The 20,180-nt window shown below is 68.6% G+C and carries 12 protein-coding genes; 3 read left to right on the top strand and 9 right to left on the bottom strand.

Annotated elements, in window-relative coordinates; all coding sequences use genetic code 11:
* Positions 1-16: 16 nt before the first annotated feature.
* From V6U89_RS00530 to V6U89_RS00495, 8 genes are all read right to left on the bottom strand, one after another.
* Complete coding sequence (locus V6U89_RS00530) at positions 17-1,525, bottom strand: hypothetical protein (protein ID WP_334568575.1); 1,509 nt, start codon at positions 1,523-1,525, stop codon at positions 17-19.
* 79 nt (positions 1,526-1,604) lie between these two features.
* Entirely contained in the window at positions 1,605-2,780 is a 1,176-nt protein-coding gene (locus tag V6U89_RS00525) for a Wadjet anti-phage system protein JetD domain-containing protein (protein ID WP_334568574.1), read from the bottom strand.
* A gap of 2 nt (positions 2,781-2,782) precedes the next feature.
* The gene (locus tag V6U89_RS00520) at positions 2,783-6,181 is read right to left on the bottom strand and encodes an ATP-binding protein (protein WP_334568573.1); all 3,399 of its coding nucleotides are present in this window, start codon (positions 6,179-6,181) and stop codon (positions 2,783-2,785) included.
* A complete protein-coding gene (locus V6U89_RS00515) occupies positions 6,178-6,777 on the bottom strand; it encodes a DUF4194 domain-containing protein (protein WP_334568572.1) in 600 nt (199 codons plus the stop codon). The genes V6U89_RS00520 and V6U89_RS00515 overlap by 4 nt, the downstream gene beginning before the upstream one ends.
* Positions 6,777-8,234 carry a DUF3375 domain-containing protein gene (locus tag V6U89_RS00510; RefSeq protein ID WP_334568571.1) on the bottom strand — a complete coding sequence of 486 codons (1,458 nt, stop codon included), beginning with the start codon at positions 8,232-8,234 and terminating at the stop codon, positions 6,777-6,779. Before V6U89_RS00510 ends, V6U89_RS00515 begins: the two co-directional genes overlap by 1 nt.
* Positions 8,235-9,033: 799 nt before the next feature.
* A complete protein-coding gene (locus V6U89_RS00505) occupies positions 9,034-9,609 on the bottom strand; it encodes a hypothetical protein (RefSeq protein WP_334568570.1) in 576 nt (191 codons plus the stop codon).
* A gap of 268 nt (positions 9,610-9,877) precedes the next feature.
* Positions 9,878-12,982 carry a sacsin N-terminal ATP-binding-like domain-containing protein gene (locus tag V6U89_RS00500; protein WP_334568569.1) on the bottom strand — a complete coding sequence of 1,035 codons (3,105 nt, stop codon included), beginning with the start codon at positions 12,980-12,982 and terminating at the stop codon, positions 9,878-9,880.
* A complete protein-coding gene (locus V6U89_RS00495) occupies positions 12,972-16,040 on the bottom strand; it encodes an SNF2-related protein (protein WP_334568568.1) in 3,069 nt (1,022 codons plus the stop codon). Before V6U89_RS00495 ends, V6U89_RS00500 begins: the two co-directional genes overlap by 11 nt.
* Positions 16,041-16,271: 231 nt before the next feature.
* Between V6U89_RS00495 and V6U89_RS00490 the strand changes: the two genes are divergently transcribed.
* The 3 genes from V6U89_RS00490 to V6U89_RS00480 all read left to right on the top strand — a co-directional run bounded on the left by V6U89_RS00490 (position 16,272) and on the right by V6U89_RS00480 (position 19,730).
* Entirely contained in the window at positions 16,272-16,898 is a 627-nt protein-coding gene (locus V6U89_RS00490; protein WP_334568567.1) for a hypothetical protein, read from the top strand.
* Between the two features lie 251 nt (positions 16,899-17,149).
* Positions 17,150-17,389 carry a hypothetical protein gene (locus tag V6U89_RS00485; RefSeq protein WP_334568566.1) on the top strand — a complete coding sequence of 80 codons (240 nt, stop codon included), beginning with the start codon at positions 17,150-17,152 and terminating at the stop codon, positions 17,387-17,389.
* A 160-nt stretch (positions 17,390-17,549) separates the two neighbouring features.
* A complete protein-coding gene (locus tag V6U89_RS00480; RefSeq protein ID WP_334568564.1) occupies positions 17,550-19,730 on the top strand; it encodes a UvrD-helicase domain-containing protein in 2,181 nt (726 codons plus the stop codon).
* Here the strand turns inward: V6U89_RS00480 and V6U89_RS00475 are convergent.
* A complete protein-coding gene (locus V6U89_RS00475) occupies positions 19,669-20,175 on the bottom strand; it encodes a hypothetical protein (RefSeq protein WP_334568563.1) in 507 nt (168 codons plus the stop codon). The genes V6U89_RS00480 and V6U89_RS00475 overlap by 62 nt on opposite strands.
* Positions 20,176-20,180 lie beyond the last annotated feature (5 nt).

Raw genomic sequence — 20,180 nt, 5'->3', positions numbered from 1 at the left:
CGTCGGGTGCGCCGGTTCAGGCGTATGCCAGGGCAAGCCGGCGGTGCTCGGCGTCGTCGGTGCGCTCGGCCAGCGCGCGCAACTCGGACGATGCGGTGGCAGTGTTGCGTGCGCACCAGGCGTGCATGAGGGCGGTGGCGGTTTCTGGCGGGCTACCGGTGGCGGTGGCGACCACCACCTCCGCGGTCTCCTCCAGCAGCTGGTCGATGGTCGGCACGGTCACGCCCAGCTCACGCAGGTGCCCAGCGAGCAGACCGACGCCCAAGGGGGTCAGTGCGGCGGCGGTGACGCCCTTCTCGATCACGCCGAGCCTGGCCAGCTGGTCGAGCAGTCGGTCGGTGTCGTTGTCGGCGAACTGGCGCCAGCCTCGCTCCTGCTCCTCGGTGCCGGGGTCGAACCCCAGTCCGTCGCAGGCCGCCTGGTAGGCGAGCTGCCGCAACTCGTCGAGTTTCAGAGGTTCCGGCGCGATGAACAGCGCCATGGTCACGGCGAACACCGCCTCGTCGAACCGCCACCGCAGAACCGACTCGGCCCACCCGCCGCCGCAGACCGCCTCGCCGAGCTCGAACAATCCGGTGAACGCCCGCCGGGACAGCGCGAGCGGGTCCGCCAGCACCTTCGCCGCACTCTTGACCGGTACCAGCCGCCCCTTCACCACCCGTACGACGCGGGCGGCCCGGGCCCAGGCGACCAGCACGGTGAGCTCGTACAGGTCGTCGCTGCTGCGGGTCTTGAAGACCCGGTCGCCGATCATGGGATTGAGGATGTCGCCGGTGTCGAGCAGCGCGACGAGTTCCCGCGCGTCGGCCAGCCGCAGCCGGCCGGTGGTGGTCAGCGTCCGCCCATCACCGAGCCACTGCACGAGTTTCCGCAGTCGGCGTACGACAACTGAGTCGGCGGCCAGCCCGCGGAGCGTGTCGTCGTCGGGCACGGCCACCGGCGGTAGCGGCGGGTGCCGGTCGGGATCCTCGCCGAGCAGGTGGTTGGTCATCACCTGGTTCAGCAGGTCGTGGTCGACGGCCACGCGGCCGGCATGCAGGTCAGCGATGAACCGCTCGGCGGCCACCTGGTCGGTGGGGTCGACGCCCTCGTGGAGCATCCGGGTGGTCCAGAACTTCGCGAGTCCGTACCGGCTCTGGTCCGCCATCGCGTCGGCGAACGGTGCGTCGAACTTGTTCAGGGCGGCGTGCAGCAACTGCCGGTCGGCGCAGCGCCGGTCGGCGAGGTCCTGGTCGAAGAGAAAGTCGACGAAGGCGCGTACGGTCGGCGCGACGCCGGCCCACTGGTCCGGCGGCAACGTCACCTGGCGGGGAAACCAGTCGAGTAGCGCCTCTTCGAGGTCCTCGGGTTGCCACCGTCCGAGCAGGCCGTCACCGTCGGACCAGCGATGGTCGAGCAGCGCCTCGACGACGATCAGGTTGACGGGCCGGCGGTGCCGTCGGGCCCAGCGGTCGAACCGCCGGACCAGGCGCTGGCGGGCGGAGATGAAGAGGTCGTCCGGTGCCGAGGTGTAGACCATCCGCATGACGGCCCACCCTACCGACAGAGCCGCCCGGCCTGACACGGCGGCGGCTGACGGCAGATGGGCAATTTACGGGCCTCCATCAGTCGGTCAACATTCGCTCCACGGCACTGAACCGAATTCGCTCCTGCTCCAACCGCAACTTGGGCGCGTACCGGTTGGCGATCAGATCGCGGTACAACTGCGACTCTGCGGGCGTCAGGTGGGCGAGCTCCGTGGTGACTGGGGCCGCCTCGCGGCCCCAGTGCGCCCGGTGGCGCAGCAGCGTCTCCTCATCCATCAGCGCCGACGTCGTGTGGGGAAAGACCTGGCGGAGCCGGTTGAGGATGACAAACCCGTGGGTGTCGATGTCGCCCCAGTAAATCAGCTCCCGGTCGTGCAGCCAGGTTAGCGGCGCCAGCGCGCGCACCGCGTAGCCGCCGCCGAAGACCGCGACCGTGCCGGGCATCGGCGGAAGAGCGAGGTACGTGGTCTCGTTCTCCACGACGAGTACCCGTGCGACGGCGAGCGGGGTGCTGGCCAGCTCGTCCAGACGGACAGTCACCTCGCTGAACGGGCCGAACGCCGCGGAGACGGGGCTGTCCAGCGCACGCAGCCGCACGTACGTGGGCTTGCTGCGGAACCGGTACCGCTCAGCGAACCGGGCCGGCGGCTGGGCCGGATCGATCCGCTCGGGTGTCAACTGCCGGTCCAGCAGCTGGGCCAGGATGGTCCGGTGCTGTTCGATGAACTTGGTGTCGACGCCGGGGACGTCGATCTGCCGCACGTACCGCTCCGTCGTGGGGTGTCGGTCGATCCAGAGCACGACCTCGACCAGGCGGACCCAGCTCTGCTCGTTGTCCAGAACCTTCATCGGCTCGGCGGTCATCCACTCGACCAGAACGGGCGCGGCCCGCCGCGTAGTGTCCAGTAGCCCCGCGAACGTCTCCACCTGCCGCCGAACCCGCAGCAGCTTCCATACCTGGTCAGGACTGTCGATGACGGCCCGGTGCGGCACCTCGTTGCTGCCGACGAGTCGCCCGCCGACGCGTTTCCATTCGAGCCGCACCAGGGTCGGGTCGATGGCCTTCCACGCCGCGAGCCAGTCCTGGGCCGCGCCGAAGTCCTCGGCCAGCTCGGCCCCGGTCGGCGCGCGCACCGGCACCACGATCGGTTCCCACCGCTGCAGCGCGTACGCGGCAAGTAGCTCGCCCGAGCTCCACCGTCGCCGCAGCTTTGTCAGCAGGTCGGACGGGGTGGACCAGCGCCGTGCCGCCACGGTCACTCCTCGACCGTGATTAGGTGAGCCAACTGGTGCACCTCGCGTTGCTGTTGGTACTCGTCGATGGTGAGGCTGCGTAGCCGCGAGTAGCTGCCGGTCGGATTGTCGACGAAGCCGACGGCGGACACGTACGGCTCGATCACGTGGATCTTCTGCAGTGGGGTGACGATGAGCAGCTGCAGCCCGAGCCGCTGGAACAGCGCGAGTGCGAACCGGGTCGACTCGTCGGAGCCGCGGCCGAACGCCTCGTCGATGACGACGAAGCGGAAGGTCTGGGCACGGTCGGTCGTCAGGTCGAGCTTGAACTGGTAAGCCAGGGACGCGGCGAGGATGGTGTAGGCGAGCTTCTCCTTCTGCCCGCCTGACTTGCCGCCGGAGTCGCTGTAGGTTTCGTGCTCGCTGTCGTCCTCCCGCCACCGCTCCGAGGCCGAGAACACGAACCAGTTGCGTACGTCGGTCACCCGCCGCGCCCACGCCTTGTCGATGTCGGTGAAGCCTGCCCGGCCCCGGAACCGTTCGATGAGCTGCTTGACCTGCAGGAACTTCTGCTCGGAGTACTGGTCGCTGTCGTCGCGGGCGAGGGAGTTGTCGGTGCAGGCGCGCAGGTCGTTGATGAAGTCGCGGATCTCTACGTTGGGCGTGCGGTTGCCCTCCAGCCGGATGTAGCGGCCGGGGTTGTAGTCGATACCCACGAGCGACCGGTTGATGGTGTCGACCCGTTCCCGGATGAGGTCGGCCTGCTTGTGCAACTGTGAGTGGAATCCGGCGATGTCGCGGATCGTGTTGGTGTTGAGGTACGTCTTGAACTCGGTTTCGAAGCGCGGCAGGTCGTCGCGGACCAGCCGGTCATGCATCGCCCGGTACTCCGGCGCCGACTGCATCGAGCTGTCCAACTCGGCGGCCTCTACCGGGTAGGTGTTGCGGAAGTCCTCCATGGCCCGTACCGCCCGGTTGCCGGCCAGGGCCTGCCGGTGGGCAGCCTCGTTGCGGTCCTTGGTGAGCCGATCCTCGGCGACGCTCCGCAGCCGGTCGTAGTCCTCGGGGCTCGGCAGCGCAGTGTCGCCGGCGAGCTCGGCGATCGCCGCGGACCAGCGTTCCGCTTCCCGCGCCGCCGGCTCCCGCAGCAGTTCCTCGGCGTCCCGCAGGCCACGCTCGGCCTGTTTCAGGAGCACCTCCGTCTGCCCGACACTGTTCTGCAGGGCGTCGCGTTCGTCCTCGGTTGTGCGGGTCAGCTCAGTCACCGCGCTCAGCTCGGTGGTGATCCGCTCCAGCTCACGGGAGGAGCGTTCGAGCTGCTGCTTCTCCTGCCGCAGTCGCTGCACCCGCTGGGCTGAGGCCTGCCAGTCGATGTCGGTGAAGTCGGTGAACCCCACGAGCTTGCTCAGCACGCCGAGTCGGCGGTTGAGGGTGTCGAGCCGTTTGATGACGGCGTCGCGGGCCGCCGCCGCGCGTGCCTGGTCTGCGGTGAGTCCGCGCGCCTTGGCCAGCAGCGCCTCGATCTTCAGCTCGATGCTCCAGCCCAGCACATACGTGCTGCGGTCGTCGATGCGGTTCCGGTCGTCCTTCTCGTGCCGACCGCCGGTGTCCTTGACCTGGCCCGCCTTGGTGATCGCCCGCTCGGCGCGGCGGAACTCCTCGATCGTCTGCACGCACTCGTAGCCGGCGCGGCGGCGCAGCTGGCGTTCCAGCCAGGGCCGGAACGGCGACTCCTTCAACTCCAGCTTGGCGAACAGCTGCCGGTCCGCGTCGGCCGGCAGCGGCTCCGCCTGTCGAAGCAGGGTCGCGGGCACCCGGTAGTAGACGAGCCGGCCACCGAGGTGGTGGCGGTCGACCCAGCCGGCGACGGTCGGGTAGTGCTCGTCCGGTACCAGGATCGACAGCGCGAAGCCGCGCAGCAGCCGCTCGGCGGCCCCCTCCCAGTCGGTCGCGTCGGCGCGGACCTGGATCAGCTCGCCCGCGAACGGCAGCGCCGCCTCGGGCAGGTCCAACTCCGCACAGATTCGCGCCCGCAGGTCCAGGTTGCGGCGGGGGATGTTGCTGCGCCGCTCCTGCAGACTGCGCAGCTCGGCGTTGACCTCGCCCGCCTGCTGCTGCAGGTCCTTGACCAGCACCGCGGCGTCGGTCAGGTCGTTCTGCAGCACAACGCGGTGATCTTCGGCGGCGGTCAGCTCGTCGGTGACCTTGCGTTGCCGGGCGGTGAACTGCTCGAGCGCCTCCACCGGCGGAAGGTCAGCCTCGGCCAGCAGTCCGGTGAACCTCTCGAACCGGCGCCGTCGTTCGTCGCGGGTGCCTTCGGCGTCGCCGATCTGCCGTTCCAGTTCGGCAATCCGGTCACCGCCGTGCCCGGCGCGCTCAAGCTCCAGGCGCTGCCGCTCGGTGTCCAGTTCGGCCAGCCGGGCCCTGGCGGCACCCAGCCGCCCCCGCAGGTCCGCAAGCTCGTCGTTGTGCGCGGTGACCCGGGCGGCGTACAGCTCGGCCTTGCCCCGCGCGCAGAAGTACGGCAGCGCCTCCCGCTGCCCGTCCAGCTCGCCGATCGCCTGGCCGTACGCGTCGTAGGCGTCGCAGGCGTCGAGCAGCGGCTTCAGCGCGGCCAGCTGCTGGCGGGCCTTGACCACCGCCTCATGCGCCTTGGTCAGGTCCTGGAAGTGCTCGACGAGGCGGCGGATCCAGTCGCCGGTATCGAACGGCTCCAGCATGTGGTGGCGGACGAAGTCGTTGAGGTCGCCGACCGCCTTCATCGAGACGGTCTGGTGGAACAGCTCCATCGCCTGGTCAGAGGCGATGCCGAGGCGGCGGCGGAAGTCCTTGCCGTACTCGGGGAAGTGGTCGTACACCTTGGCGCCGGACTGGCGCAGCCGCCGCTTCAGCTGGCTGATCTCGGAGCCGAAGTCGGCGAAGTCGCCGGCGATGGTGAACTCCTGACCGGCGGTGACGTAGAACCGCTCCGGCTGGCCCGGGTTGCCGTCGTGTAGCCAGAACACCTGCGCCAGGCTGGCCGCCGCTCCGCTGGCAGGCTCGGCGAAGACGCCGAGCAGCACGGAGTAGCAGGAGCCGCGGCGCAGGCCGACCGGCTCGGACGCGCCGGTCTTCTCGTTGCGCTCTGACTTGTAGTGCCCCTGAACGTAGGAGCGTAGGGAGCGCTCCCGGGTATCCGCACCGGCCGCCTTGTTGTACGAGATTCTGTTGGCGGGCAGCAGCAGGGTGGTGATGGCGTCGACGACGGTGGACTTGCCGGAGCCGATGTCGCCGGTGAGCAGGGCGTTGGCGCCGTCGAGGCGCAGCGTCCAGACGCGGCCGTCGAACGTGCCCCAGTTGTGCAGCTCGAGCCGCTGCAGGCGGAACCCGGCCGGGGTCGAGGGCACGTCCAGCGCGATCTCTCCGATCAGGGTCTCGGTCACCGGGCCGCCCCCAGCTCGGCGGCGTACTCCGCCAGCCGTGCGTCGAAGTCCGCCAGCCACTGCGCGTCGACGAAGGCCTTGATGATGCGCCGCACCTCGTAGGTCGCCTCGGTGTCGTCGATGCGGCGCAGGAATCCCAGCTCCACCACCTTGCCGATGTACGTGTCGATCTGGTCGATCAGCCGGGCCTCGCTGCTCGACGCGGGCAGGAAGACTGAGCACAGGTCCACGATCTGCTGCCGGGTCAGCACCAGCCGGGTGTCGGCGTTGCTGGCGTCGAACTCGGCGAGCTTCTTGCGCAGCAGCGCCAGCAGCAGACTGACGTGGAACGACAGCGCCCGGCGCGGGATGAGCCGGGGAATCGCGGACTGTCCGTCGACCTCGTCGTCGCGCGGCTGGGAGCGCAGGAACGCGTACCCCTCCGCTTCGTCGATGACGACGGCGAGGCCGAGTACCGCGACGTAGTCGCGGACCTGCGCCTGCAGCCGCATCAGGTGATGCCACGGCACCGGGTGCGTGTCGCGGTAGACGACACCTTTCATCAGGTGGGCGGCCGCCACAGACAGGCTCGGTTCCTCGTTTCTGGTCGCGGCCATCACACACCATCCAATGCGGGCACCCTGCCTACGAAGGAGACGGCAGGCAGGAAAGCGGTCCGGATTCGGCCGTCGGGGTCGCACCAACGCACCTGGTCCCGCCGGTCCTCGTCGAAGACGACGTCGAAGCCCGAGTCGCGCAGCGACAGGTACGTCACCAGCTCCGCCAGGCCCTGCTCCAGCGGGCGGGCGGCCAGGACGTCGGGCAGGGACACCTGCGAGCTGCGGCGCAGCGCAGCGCGTACGGCGTCGGTCAGCCGGACCGGGTCGACATGCACCTGCTCGAACAGCCGGGAGATGTCGACGTCGGTCTCCCCGGCGTCGACCGTGCTGTCCAGCGACTGCTTCGCACGAGGCCGGTACAGCGGCCGCTCCATCGGCAGCACGATCTGCGGTGCGGGCGCGTCGAGCTCGCAGACCAGGGCGTCCGTCGGCCGGTCGCGTAGCGCCAGCGCGTGCGCCTCGATGTCGCGCAGGATGTCCATCACCCGACGATTCTCCAACCACACCTGGTCGTCGAGGAACCGGCGCAGCTGCTCCGACAACAGCCGAACGGTCGCCTGCGTGCGCTCCGCCGCGTCGAGCCAGTCGTAGTGGATGCGCCGCATGCGCGGGTCCGCCGCCCCGATGACGTCCAACGACTGCACCCGGGCGAGCAGGTCGCTGAACTCCTGCTGGCGCTGGGGCGACAGCAGGAAGTCGTAGAAGGCGTGGAAGCTGCGCCCCTGGTCGGAGTCGGCGATCGCGTACCGGCTGCCGACGACCTCGTCAAGCAGCTCGCCCTTCGAGCCGCTCCAGGTGGCGATCTTCTCGCGCAGCGCCCGGTCCAACGCCCGGAAGTTCGCCTCGACCTCGCGGAAGTCGGCGAGCAGCCCGCGAGCGGTGGCGACGAACTGCTGGTACCGATCGCGCTGCGCCGCTCCGTCGAGCACCTCCACCTGACCGGCGTGCACCTTGGCGATCTCGGCGTCGATCGCGTCGCGGCGCGCCTGCAGCTCCGCCAGGCGGGCGTCCGGATCGGTCTCCGCGCCGTAGGCCATCTGCCGCAGCAGCTCGAGCACGATGTTGAGCCGGGACTCGGTACCGACGAACGACCGGGCCTGCAGCGACTGCACCCACGACAGCGCCCGCTCCACTGCTGGAGTTGCGTCGAAATGCACCTCGTCGGAGTCGGGCGGATAGTACTTGCGCAGCCAGCCGACCTCCGGCTGCGCCCAGTCGTCAAGGTACGACTTGGCGGCGCGCGGGAAGGTGCCCGCGCCGAGACGCTCGTTGAGCGCGAACAGCTCGTCCTCCAGTCGCGCGGTCAGCTCGACGCCAGAGATGGAGCGCACGTTCTCCTCGACGAACACCCGCCCCAGGAAGCTCAGCACCAGAGCGGCGTGGTCGGCGCGCAACAGCCGCCACGCCGCGTTGTTGCGGCGTAGCCACTCGACCTCGTCGAACTCGATCGTCACGCCCGTCCCTGAACGGTCAGCCAGCCCGTCGCCCATGCTAAAGGTCGCCGAGATGGCGGCCGGTGACCGGCAGGGTTGGGGGCGGCAAGGGCTGCGCCCACTGGGGGCTGGGGAGCGGCTGTGGCGCCCGGTCAGTCGATCGCGGGCAGGCGGCGCTGGGCGTCGACACGTACGGCCTCGGGGTCGACGTCGATCAGACGCAGCAGCCGAGCTGCCGGACTGGCGAGGTCGGCCAGCAGCTCGACGACCAGGTGGGTGGGTGCCGGCGTACGGGTCGCCGCGCCGGAAGGCGGCGAGTCTGGCGCCGCGTAGCGCGGTCAGCTCGCTGCGGCCGTGGGCGGGCCCGGCGAACGGTGCCCGAGGCTGGTGCCAGCCCTGATCCGGCAGGCCCTCGAGCCGCCGCTCGTCATCGGCCGGCGATAGGTCGGCCAGGGCGCGAGCGGCGGCCCGGGCCGTGGCACCGTGCCGGGCGAGGATCCCACCCCCCTGATTCCACCGGTGGATGTCCGACCGGAGCGGGCGCCCGTCCCGCACCAGCTCGTCGTGCATCATCAACAACGCCACCAGTAGGTGTGCGCTGGTCACCACGTCGTCGCCGGCGCGTACCGCCACCACGGTCGCCCGCTGCTCGACGAGCGAAAGCATCGGATGGCCGTACCGGGCGCCGTGCCGGCGGTAGGGACGGCGCAGCGCCACCTCGGTAACCAGCCAGAGAAACGCCAGCCGCAACGGTTCCGCGGCTCCGGGCGCACGGTGGGGCCGCACCATGCGGAGGCCGGCCAGATCATCGGCCGCGTCGCTATGACGGGTGACCGGCCGCTGGCGGGCGGCGCGGCGTACCTCCTCGTACAGCGCGCTGCCCGGCCCGGCTGCCGGCCATCAGGGTCAGCAGAGGGACGGCCGCAGCGTCGGGCACGGTGAGCAGCCCGACCGTGAGGTGGGCGGGCCCGACCACACTCAGGCCCGCCCGGGCGCCCTCGTGCAGTCCCTCGTAGACGGCGTGTCGAACACCCGGGGTGAAGGCAGGCAGCGGCGGTCGCCGCCCGCTGCTCATGGCACGGGCACGCGCCAAGTCCGCACCCCGATACGCGGCCTCCCGCAACTCCGCCTCGGTCAGCAGGGCGATGTCCTCGTCGAAGCCCGGCGCGAGCCTGCTCCGCTGCGGCGGCTCCGGATCGTTCAGCTCGCTGCGCCCCCGGCGCACCGCACGCAAGGCCGGGTGACCGAGGTCCGGCCGCACGCGCCCGAGCACGCGGGTGCGGACGAGCGCGGACCAGAGCACCAGGTCCGTGCCGACCACCAGCAGGCCGTGCCGGAGCGCCGGCCGGTAGGCGCCCGCCAACGCGCCGCTGAACCCGACACCCGCCTCGGTCATGGCACCCTCCTCCACCGGCATCGTCGCCGACCAGGGCAAGCCCGCCCTACCCGGCCGTTGGTCCGGTCCGCCGTGCACAGGGTGCCGCTAATCCCCGCGCCGGTGGGACGGCGAGGCTTGGGCACGTGCCGGTTGAAGCGCGACTTCAGGGCCAGGACCAGGGTTTCCTTCGTACCCTCCGGGTTGTCGGTCTCCTGTACGCGGACCTCGCAGCGGCCCAGCCAGCAGGCGACAGCCCCCAGGGTGTACGGCTGGGGCTACCTGCCGTCTAAGCGCCCGCGATGGTGACCATCTCCTGCAGATCGAGCAAGTGTTTCTCCGTGTAGCGGATGACGACTGGCTGACCACAAAGCTCGATCCGGAGGCCGTTGTCCGAACCGCCCTCGGCGCTCGTGCGCCACTGCAGGAGCTGCTCCAGCAGGTCCTCGGATGCGACGTGGCCATGCAGGAACTTGCTCGTGCAGGTCGGGCAGAGACACAACGCGTTGCCCTGGCGGTCGATCCAAGCGGCCGCTGTGTGCGAGACGAGGCGAAGGACCTCGAAGTACGGAGTTCCGTCCCGCTTGGGAAAAGTGGCGGCACAGATCTGACAGCGGCCGTCGTACTGCTTCAGCAGAAACTGGCGTACCGCAGGATCCTTGTCGTCCCAGACCTTGCGGCCGAGGACGCGGAACCGATCTCGTGGCGCCGGCTCATCCGTCAAGTCCTGCAGAATGGCCTCCGCGGTCCGCTGCCGTCGAATGGCAGGGGCTTGGACCGTCCCGGAGGTGGACGGCAGGTCGACCCGGGACTCTGCGGGTACCGGGGCTTTGTCGAAGGCACCCTGCAGCGCGTCGGCATAACCCGCGGGAGTCAGGCCAGCGCCAACCTTCTTGTCGGCGTCGTCGACGGCTCGCCACTCGTAGCGGAGGCGCTGCATCATCTCAGCGGCCCTCTCCGGGTGCTTGCGGACGAATTGCAGGAAGTCCACTGGCAGATGGAATTCAGCACTCGCCTGCTCGATGGTGGAAGTGCGCAGGCCAAGAGCATCGGCAAGGGCCTGGTTGGGTGTGAAATCGTCCGGTAAGTCGTCGAGCGACACCATCGCAGGCTCGACGAAGGAGCCGTCCTCCGTTGGCAGCCACGCGTGCGCGGCGGCCACCTCCAGCGCCGTAGAGGTCGTGTCAGCCCGCTCGCTGTTGGAGTAGTCCTGCCGGCTCGATGACTCTACGACCCCACGCAGCCGGTTCGCGTGCGGCAACAACAGCTGGTTCCAGACGTACGCCGATCGCTCCTGGTCGGGGCTGGCCAGGGCGGCGTCCAGTCCGGTGATGTTCAGGTCCGGGTCGAACCCGTGCAGGCCGCGCCGATGGTTGCTGTGGAAGTTCCAGATGACGACGTGGCCCTGCGGGTTGGTCGGACGCAGGGAGAATCGAACGCGGTCCGCCACGCCCAATTCGCTGAGCTGGCGGCGATACCGCTGATAACGCTCGTGGAGAAACCAGCCGTGTTCGCTCGGCAGAAAGTAGTGTTCGAGGTCGGGGTCCGGCCAGTAGGCGATGGACGGGCGCTGATACGAGTAGGTCGTCCCGTCCGCCGAACGGCACAGCAGGAAGGCCGTCTCCCGCAACTCCTTCAGCAGGTCCGTCCGTCGCGATCCGCCGGCGGTCTGCAGGGCATGAAGGATGGCTGCCACGTCAGCGTCATGCTGGTCCTCGTCACCCGACGTGGTCCAGCCCTGGTACCGCGGCAGGACGTGCATGATGACCTCGTCCACCGCGTTCGGCTCGGTGAAACCGAGACGTTGCAGAAAGGCTCGCGCATCCTGGTCGGCGACGATCGCCCGCCGGACGGTCGGGAAACTGGACGGCGTCGCCCTGGGCAGGTAGGCCCGCGGGCGGTTGTCGGAGCCGAACGGCACGACGTGGCGGCCGTCCTCCAGGCGGATCAGGGGCATGGTGCGGGCCGGTCCTGGGCGATCCCAGTGTCCCCGCGGCTCACGCCACAGGGCGGGGCTCTGGGCGAGAAAGCGGTACAGCCGGATCAGCCATTCGTCCTCGGCCGACGCCAGGAATCCGGTGCTGAGCTGGGAGACGACCCACTCAGGAGTGACCTCGGCGACTCCGAGGGTGTTACGCAGGTAGCTCCACAGGGCGGGGCTTCGGTTTTCGGTCAACTGCTCCGGCTGCCAGTACAGCTTCTCAGCCACGCCAGTCAGGGCGCCTAGCTGCGTTGGTGTCAACAGTTCCTGCATACTCCGCACCCGCGCGAGGCGTACCCGCGAGGCGGGCGCGTGACGCATCGGGCCCGCGATCGGCAGGAGGGGCCGGGTCTGCACGGCATCGCGAAGGGCGTCGAAGAGGGGTCGTAGCAGCGAGCCTTCGGGGAATGCTTCCGGCGTGACGGGAAGCACCTCGAACACGTCGAGGCCGAGCCGACTATCACAACGCATCTCCTCAAGAGCGTCGACCAGGAGCTGCGCGGCTTCCGCCACAATCGTCGCGTTGTCCGGCTCGTGCTCGGGTATGTTGTCCCGCGCCGGAGTGGTGCGCAGCGGCGCCTGCAGCAGGAATCCGAGCCCGGTCGGCTTGTCGGTCGGGAAGTAGACGACCAATGGCGCGCGGGGAACGCGTTCGACCAGGGCATCCGGCCCGGGACCGGTCAGTTTGAATGCGACCTCGACCCGCTGACCCGGGTGCCCGATGTGGTCGAGAGGGCGGCGGTACACGCGCCAGTACTGGTGCTTGGTCACCCGCCCGTTCTCGTGGACTTTCAGCTCTACGTCGGGTGACCGCCCGCCGCGCGCGTCGCGGGAAAGCGTGGTCACGCCACGTTCCCCTCGTATCGCGACTTCCCCAACGTGCCCGAGGAAGAGCAGCGCGACGGGGTCGAGGCGCTCAAGGCCACGACCGATCTCGCTGTGCGCGGTATGCGAAGACGCGTCGTCGCGATCGAACGGAAAGACGAATCTGGTGAGGTCGGGGTCCAGGTCTGCCGGACACTCGGCATGCTCCGGCCGGACGTAATGCTGGATGCGGAAATGCTCCGATTCGGAGTGCACCTCGGGTGACCGGGTGTAGGCGTAGACGGACTTGAAGCCGATGCCGAACTTGCCGATGCTGGTCAGCTCGCCGGTTTTGGTGGAGGCGTCGACTCCGCAGATGCCTCGCACGTCCTGCTCGTTGAACGGGCGGCCGTCATGCTCGACGACGAGGCGATCCGCGTGCAGCGCGAAGGTGACCCGCGATGCCCCAGCGTCCTCGGCGTTCTGGAGGAGCTCGAAGATGAAGTGGGTGCGGTCGGCGTACAGCCGCTGTAGGAAGTCCAGGTGGCGGGTGCCCTCGCCGTACTCCCGGATGTTGTCCTCGCGGATGCGGGTGTAGTCACTTGGCATGGCTAATCGTCAGCACTCCCTCTGCGATCCGATGGCTGACGATGTCGACCCGACGTCGTTCTTCCAGTTGCTCACGGCGCTTCTCGAATTTCCGCACGGCGCGTGCGCGTTGTGCCGTGAGCATGGTGCGCATTCGAGGCTCGGTTTCGTCGATGAGGCGATCGTCCAGGCGTTGCAGGGCTCGTTGGTGGTGAGCTTCGAGGCTTCCGGTTCGGCGGGCCAGCAACACCTGGTTGAGGGCATGGGCCTCCCTCGCGGCGTCTCGGCGACGCTGCTCGGCGTAGCTGTCAAGTGCCGCTCCCGCGCCCTGCAGGTCGATGGCGGATCCGTCACTCCCGGGCAGCGCGTTGGCCAGCAGAGCAAAGAGGCGACGCTCCACGATCTTGCTGGCCGTCAGCCGGGCTGCGTCCACGACGAACGACACGGTGCGGAACTCCGGCCGCACGGCGATCGTCTCCCAGGTGTCGCAGGCAAAGACATAGCGGCCTTCCGGCAAAGCCGGATCGACGACGCGAAGCTGCGCGCGCAGCTGTTGCTCCTGAGCGGGCGCGAGGGCCGACACCGCGAGGCGAACGAGCGGATGGGTGGCGGTCAAGAAGGTGATCGACCGATCTCGGCTGGCTGCCTCGTCGGAGAAGGTCAGCCGCAGGCCGTTGTCCTTCTCATTGAGCCAGTGGCGCAGCTGCTGGACGGGCCGGCCGCCGCCGAGCCTCGCCTCATTTTGGCTGATGGCGGCGAGCAGTTCTGACCGAGCGGACTGAGGCAGTCGGAGCCGCAACCCGTCCTCGGACAGCCGGTCCAGGTGCCCGGAGACGGGGGGCCGCGTCAGGTACGCGCGGACCAGCTCCTCCAACTGTTGTTCGGTGACCGCCCGCCCCTCTTCGACGAGGGCGTCGAGATCCTGGGTGAGGCTGTCGTCCAGGCCAAGCAGGTCCTGGCTCGCGTCCTCGACGCCCCGGGTTTCGGCGACCAGCCGGACGGCGTTGTCGGCGAGCTGGCGAGCGCGCTCCTCCATCTGCTCGGGCGTCAGGTTCGGGCTGGTAGCGATGGCCGCCAAGTCCTGCGTCATCTCGCCAAGCACGCCTTCAAGGTCACCGACGGTGTCCCGGAAGAGGTCCAGCCGGTCCCAGCAGCGGTAGAACACCCGCTCCTCGACGGTGTCGGGGGTCACGAAGTTAAGGATCAGGACCTTCGGGCTGCGCTGCCCAAACCGGTCGATGCGGCCGATGCGCTGCTCGATTCGCATTGGGTTCCAGGGGATGTCGTAGTTGACGAGCCGATCACAGAACTCGTAGTCGAGGCCCTCACAGCCGACCTCGCTGGAGAGCAGGACGTCGATGGCCTCCGCGTTTTCCCGGTCGAGGCGGAACCTGTCCCGCAGGCGCTGCCGGTCGGGCTCGGCCACGCGTCCGGTGACGACCCCGACGCGGACGCCGCCCGCCGTCAGGTGCTCGGCGAGGTAATCGAGGGTGCCGAGGAAGAACGAGAAGACGAGTAGCTTTCCGGGACCGTCGACGTCGCGGGCGTCGCGGACGGCCTGGAGGAGCCGCTCGAGTTTCGGATCGTCCGGCGGCAGTTGACGGGCCAGCTCACGGAGGTCCGGGTCCGTCGGAAGGGGAAGCCTCGGCGGATCGTCGTCCGGTTGGGCCTCGGGGGCGTCGGTCAGATCCGTGATGGCCGGCTCGCCGGCCGCCACGATGCGTCGAGCGAGGGCGGGCAGGCAGCTCGACGCCTGCCGCTCGAGGGTGTCGAGAATCAGTCGGACCACGACCGGGTTGTAGCGGGTGAGCAACTGGTCCCGACGGGCTTCCAGCAGGCGGTCGTAGAACTGGCGCTGCACTGGGGTGAACGGCACCGATACGGTGTGGGGCTCACGGATGGTGAATCCTCCGATGTCCCGTCGGCGGGTGCGGTTCACAAGTGGCGCGAGAGTGTTCAGCTCCTCGATTTCGCGCACGCAGCGGACCCGGTCGTCGGTCGTCAAGGTGGCCGCGTCCAGACGCCTGCGCACGTCGTCATACCGGGGGTCGATTGCGATCGCCTGCCGGCCCCAGCTGGTGTACGCCGCGGTGTCCAACGCCTTGAGCGCCTCCTTGGCGGCCTCGGGCGCGCCACCGCGCAGTGCCCGTACGGCGGCATTGAGGTGTCGATTGGGCTCGACGACCTCGAAGAACGTCTGCCGGTCCGGAAAAAGGTCGGGGCGTAGCAGGTTGAGCAGGGTGAACAGGTCCCGGGCGTGCGTTTGCACCGGTGTCGCCGAGAGCAGGACGAGGGCGGTGCTGATCTCGCTGAGGTACTCGGCGAGCTCGTGCGAGTTCGTGCCCGGCGTACGCAGGTGGTGTGCCTCGTCGGCAATCACCAGGTCAAAGGTAGGCGGCGGGTCCAGCTCGCGCAGGCCCTTGTCCTTCTTCCGCTTGGCATCCCCTTTCAGGTATGCGGTGCGGGCAAAGAGCTCATAGTGCACGATTGCCCGGCGGTACTCCTCGGGCCAGGCGCCGTCCAGGTGAGCCTCGTTGAGGCAGTAGCGCAAGCTCGACGAGTCGAGCACCCGGAAGTCCTCGTCGAAGCGGCGCATTTCTTCGCGCCACTTAACCGTGAGCGCCTTGGGGCAGAGGACGAGCACGTGGTCCAGCGGCTGTCGGGCAGCCAGCTCCTTCATGATCAAGCCGGCTTCGATCGTCTTACCGACGCCGACGTCGTCGGCGATGAGCAGCCGCGGCTCGTCGGCGCGGGCGAGGCGCAGCAGCGGGCGGAACTGAAACGGCACGTACTTGATCCGCGCTGCCCGCAGCGAATACACATGATCGGTGAGCGGGTGACTGAGCCGGGCGGCGACCAGGCGGGCTCGGAACTCCTCGGGAGACAGGCCGCCAACCGTTGCCTCCTGTTGCGCCGCTGCGAGCACCAGCTGGTCCTCCGCGTACTCGCGCATGCTTCCCGCTTCGTGGAAGACGCGATAGCGGCCGAACCCATCGACGCTCTGGAGGACCTCAATGACCGGCCCTATCCGGCTGACGTCGGCTTGCACGGCAACGATGTCGCCCACGTTGAAGACCACCGCATGCCCCCCGAACTCGCCAAACGCGGCTGGCCCGGCCGCCGCCTCGCCTGAATCCTGAGAGCATAGGCATGCTTCGACCCCATTGAGCGGCCCGCTCAACCGAACCGACATCGATCTGCGCCGAAGGGGCGGGGTCAGGAGGCGGTTTCCGGAACGACACGGCCAGGATCGGCCCGTACGGTCGGTCTTTGCGCCGACTTGCGGCCGCAGCCTGGGGAGGACGGCCGGATGAAGCCTAGAAGAGTCAGCCTGCTGGACCTCGGGCTGGATTCATCGTTCGACGCGGCGATGACCTTCGTACAGTCGACGCTGCAGAACATCAACGCCGGATGCGACGAGCCTATCGTGGACATCGACTTCGTTCGGTCGCGCGACCCCGACACTGTGCTTTCCGCCTTCACCGCATCGTGCGACGTCCTGCATGTCATGGCCCATGGCGATCACAGTGTGACGCCAACATTCACTAGCTCGGATGGCAAGGTCAATATCTCCCTCGAGCAGCTCGGGGAAGTGGCGGCAGAGCAGGGCCAAGGCATTTCGACGGGCGCCATCATCGCGGACGGCTGCAAGACCGGCACCGGCGTGTGGCAGAAGGCGGTGCGGGACTGCCTACAGGGAGAGGTGACGTACATCGGTACCTCCGCCATCATCGGGTGGCACGAGAGTGGCGTCTTTTGCTCGGCGTTCTACGGCGCACTCTTCCGTAACCGAGGTAGGGGCATGACCCCCGCGGACCAAGCTCGGGACGCGGCCGAACGCGCCATCAAGGCGTACGCCCTGCTGACGGACAAGAGCTGCCCGTTCAAGGTGATGACCTTGAAGCCGAGCAAGAAGGCACGCATCGTGCTCGCCTGAGCAACAGCTCAACCGGCTTTACCCACATAGTGGGTTCCTCAGCTCAGCGCCTATGAGAAACACGGGTCATGAATCCGCTCACCTGTCGCGACGGGTTGCGGCATGCTTGGCCTGCCAGTTGCAGAGGGCATGCTTTATCCGCTGGTTTTCGGGGCGTACCCGGTCGAGTTGGCGGGACCGCTCCCCCAGCTTGTAGGCGAGCCGGTGCAGCAGGGCGTCGACATCGTCGAGCCGGTAGCCACGGTCCGTCCATGTGGATGGACGTGACGGGCGACGGCGGCGTGCAGCGCGTCGCCGATCGACGCCTCGTGGGGCGGCACCAGGCCGTGGGGACGGTACGCGCGGCCAGCTCCGCGTCCGCCGCCACCAGGCGCAGCCAGCCCGTCACCGCGCCGCGCATCCCCGCCGGCCCGAGCCGGTCAAACGCCTCCATCGAATACGCCGCCAGCCCCGTCATGCCCACGGCCACGGGTACGTCCCGCCTGCCTTGATCAGCTCCTCGGGGCAGGTCGGCCGCTCGCAGCGTCGCTTTCCCACCTGGGCAGGCGGCACGGGGGACGCTGCGACCTACGGGAGTGTGGTCATTCCTGGCGGCCTTGATCAATTCGGGAGTACGCCGAGGATCAACGCTTGGGTAGGCTGCAGTCCAAGATGCAATCCGACATCACGGGGAGCGCGATGTACGACCACCGATACACGCCGACCTTCAAGGATTGCGTTCAGCGGTACCAGAACCGCTCGGAGGTTCTCGCAGCGCTGTCCCAGACTCTCACCGAGCTGGCGATGCAGCCCTTCGGTAACCCGCGCCTCCAGACCCACGCCGTCAAGAAGGCCCAGCAGGACACGTTCACCTCCTATGTGACGAACCAGGGGCACCGGCTCATCTGGCGCCGGGTCGGGAACGTCATCGTGCTCCTGCTCTTCGGCGAGCATGATGCCGTCTACCGACGTGCAGAGCGCCTCCGGCTCGAAATCGACGACACACAAAACGTGCTTCGGGTTATCGACGAAGACCCTGAGACCGGGCAGCAGGTGCCGTACACCCAGCGCCGGGCCGACGAGGGGCGACTCTTCATGGCCTGGAACGACGCCGAGCTTGCCGCCTTCGGCTTCGCGCCCCAGGAAATCAAGGTTCTTCGACGGCTGAACGTCGACATGGACCTGACATCGCTCGACTCGCACATGCGGCCGGACGCTTGGCAAATGGCGATGAACCTGGCCATGTACGGCGACCCAAATGGGGAGACGCCCTCCCCGGTCGTCGACGAAGAGCCAGCCCTCGTGGCCGGCCCACCCGCTCCGGTGGACGAGCGGCTAGTCGACGCGCTCAGCACCCCGAAGACCAGCCCGGAGTTCGTGCCGGTGCCCGCTGACCGGCTTGCGGACTGGCTGGCTAAGCCGATCGAGGACTGGATGGTCTACCTCGATCCGGCTCAGCAGGACCTGGTGGAGCGGACATACAGCGGGCCGGCACGGATCCGGGGTGCTGCGGGAACGGGAAAGACGGTCGTGGCTCTGCACCGCGCCCGAGCGCTAGCGCGGCTCGGCAAGCGGGTGCTGGTGACCACCTACGTCCGCAACCTGCCCGAGGTGTACCAACAGATCTTCGCCCGGTTCGCCAAGCCCGAGCGGGATCTGGTGGAGTTCGCCAATGTGCACCGTTGGGCACTTCAGTACCTGCACCGGCACGGCAAGCCGATCAGGGTCGACCAGCAGGCCACCAACAACGCCTGGCGAGCAGCGCAGTCTCGTGTTGTCACCGCCGCCAGCCCTCTCAAGAGAGCCGGTCTGAGCTCCGCCTACCTGCGAGAGGAGGTCGACTGGGTAATCCGTGGCCGTGCGCTGCCGGACCTGGACTCGTACCTCGCACTCGAACGCAACGGGCGAGGGACTCCGCTTTCCAGGGATCTCCGCGCCGAGGTGTGGCGGCTGGCCGACGAGTACGCGTCGGAGTTGGCAAACCGGGGAGCAGCTGACTTCACCGACGTGCTTCTCAAGGCACACGAAGTGGCGCGGTGCAATCCTTCCGAGTACGACGCGGTCATCATCGACGAAGCCCAAGACCTGACCGACGCTGCCCTGCGTCTCCTCTACGCACTGGTCGGGGACCGCCCCAACGGGCTTCTGCTAGTCGGCGACGGCCAGCAGTCGATCTATCCGGGCGGATTCAACCTGTCAGCGGTGGGCGTTCAGGTACGTGGGCGCTCCCATGTCCTGACCCACAACTACCGCAATACGCGTCAGGTCTACGAGGCAGCCCAAGCACTCATGGCCGGCCACCACTTCGACGACGGCGGCGAGCGGCCAGAGACAGGTCTGCGATCGGTAGAGCTGTCCCGCACCGGAGCTCCTCCTGTGCTCTCCGCCAACGCATCAGATGAGGAGCATGATCTGGCCCTTGCCGAGGCGGTCGAGTCGGCGATCGGGGAGGGAACCGGGATCGGGGACCTCGCCGTGCTGGTACCGACCCACGCACTCGCCCAGCACTACACCGATCTGATCGATTCGCTGGGCCTGCCGGCCCAACGGCTAGAGGACTACGACGGCACCCCCACAACTCTCGTCAAGGTCGGCACGTACCAACGGGCCAAGGGTTTGGAGTTCAAGAGAATCTTCCTGCCGCGGCTCGACGCCGACGGCCTCCGGGAGCGTCCCGGCCGCGGCGAGGACGCCGAGTCGCACGCGGAGCGGACAGCTCTGCTTCGCCGGCAATTGTTCGTCGCCATGACCCGCGCTCGTGATGGTCTGTGGCTTGGCTGGGTGGGAGCGCCTAGCTCACTTCTGCCGCCGTCGCTGACGGATAGCTCGACAAAGCTTGCTCGCGAGAGGTGAGCTGCGGTCCAAGCGTGCGGTCCAGCAGCGCGACATCTACTGTCGGTAGAGGCAACAGGGCGCGGCGGAGGTACACGCTCCACGCCTGCGGCTTGGGGAAGGCTGCCATCTGCTCGACTAGCGGCTGCAGCTCCACGCCGCCCGGATACGGCACCAGCCCATCGATCTCCAGGTTGCAGCCAGAGGAGAACCGGCGTCCGGCAATCTCCACCGGCTCGTCGAGGGACCGTGCCGCGTTCAGTGCCACCGCCGTCCCGATGATCCGGCCCCTGTCCCGCGTCGGATTCCGCCACGCGCCCCGCGTCGCGTAGAGGAACAGTCGGTCGCCTGCGGCCAGCGCCGCCACCTCGGCCCGCGGGGTGGCGGGAAAGGCCATCCGCTGTTCGCTAAGCACCCAGCCGATGGCGTCTCGGTCGCCGAGGATCAACAGGTATGAGCGAGACACCGCAT

Source organism: Micromonospora sp. CPCC 206171, from assembly GCF_036906755.1.
Classification (GTDB): domain Bacteria; phylum Actinomycetota; class Actinomycetes; order Mycobacteriales; family Micromonosporaceae; genus Micromonospora; species Micromonospora purpureochromogenes.
The sequence above is the reverse complement of the archived record's forward strand: the minus strand, read 5'-3'. Positions and strand labels throughout refer to the sequence as shown.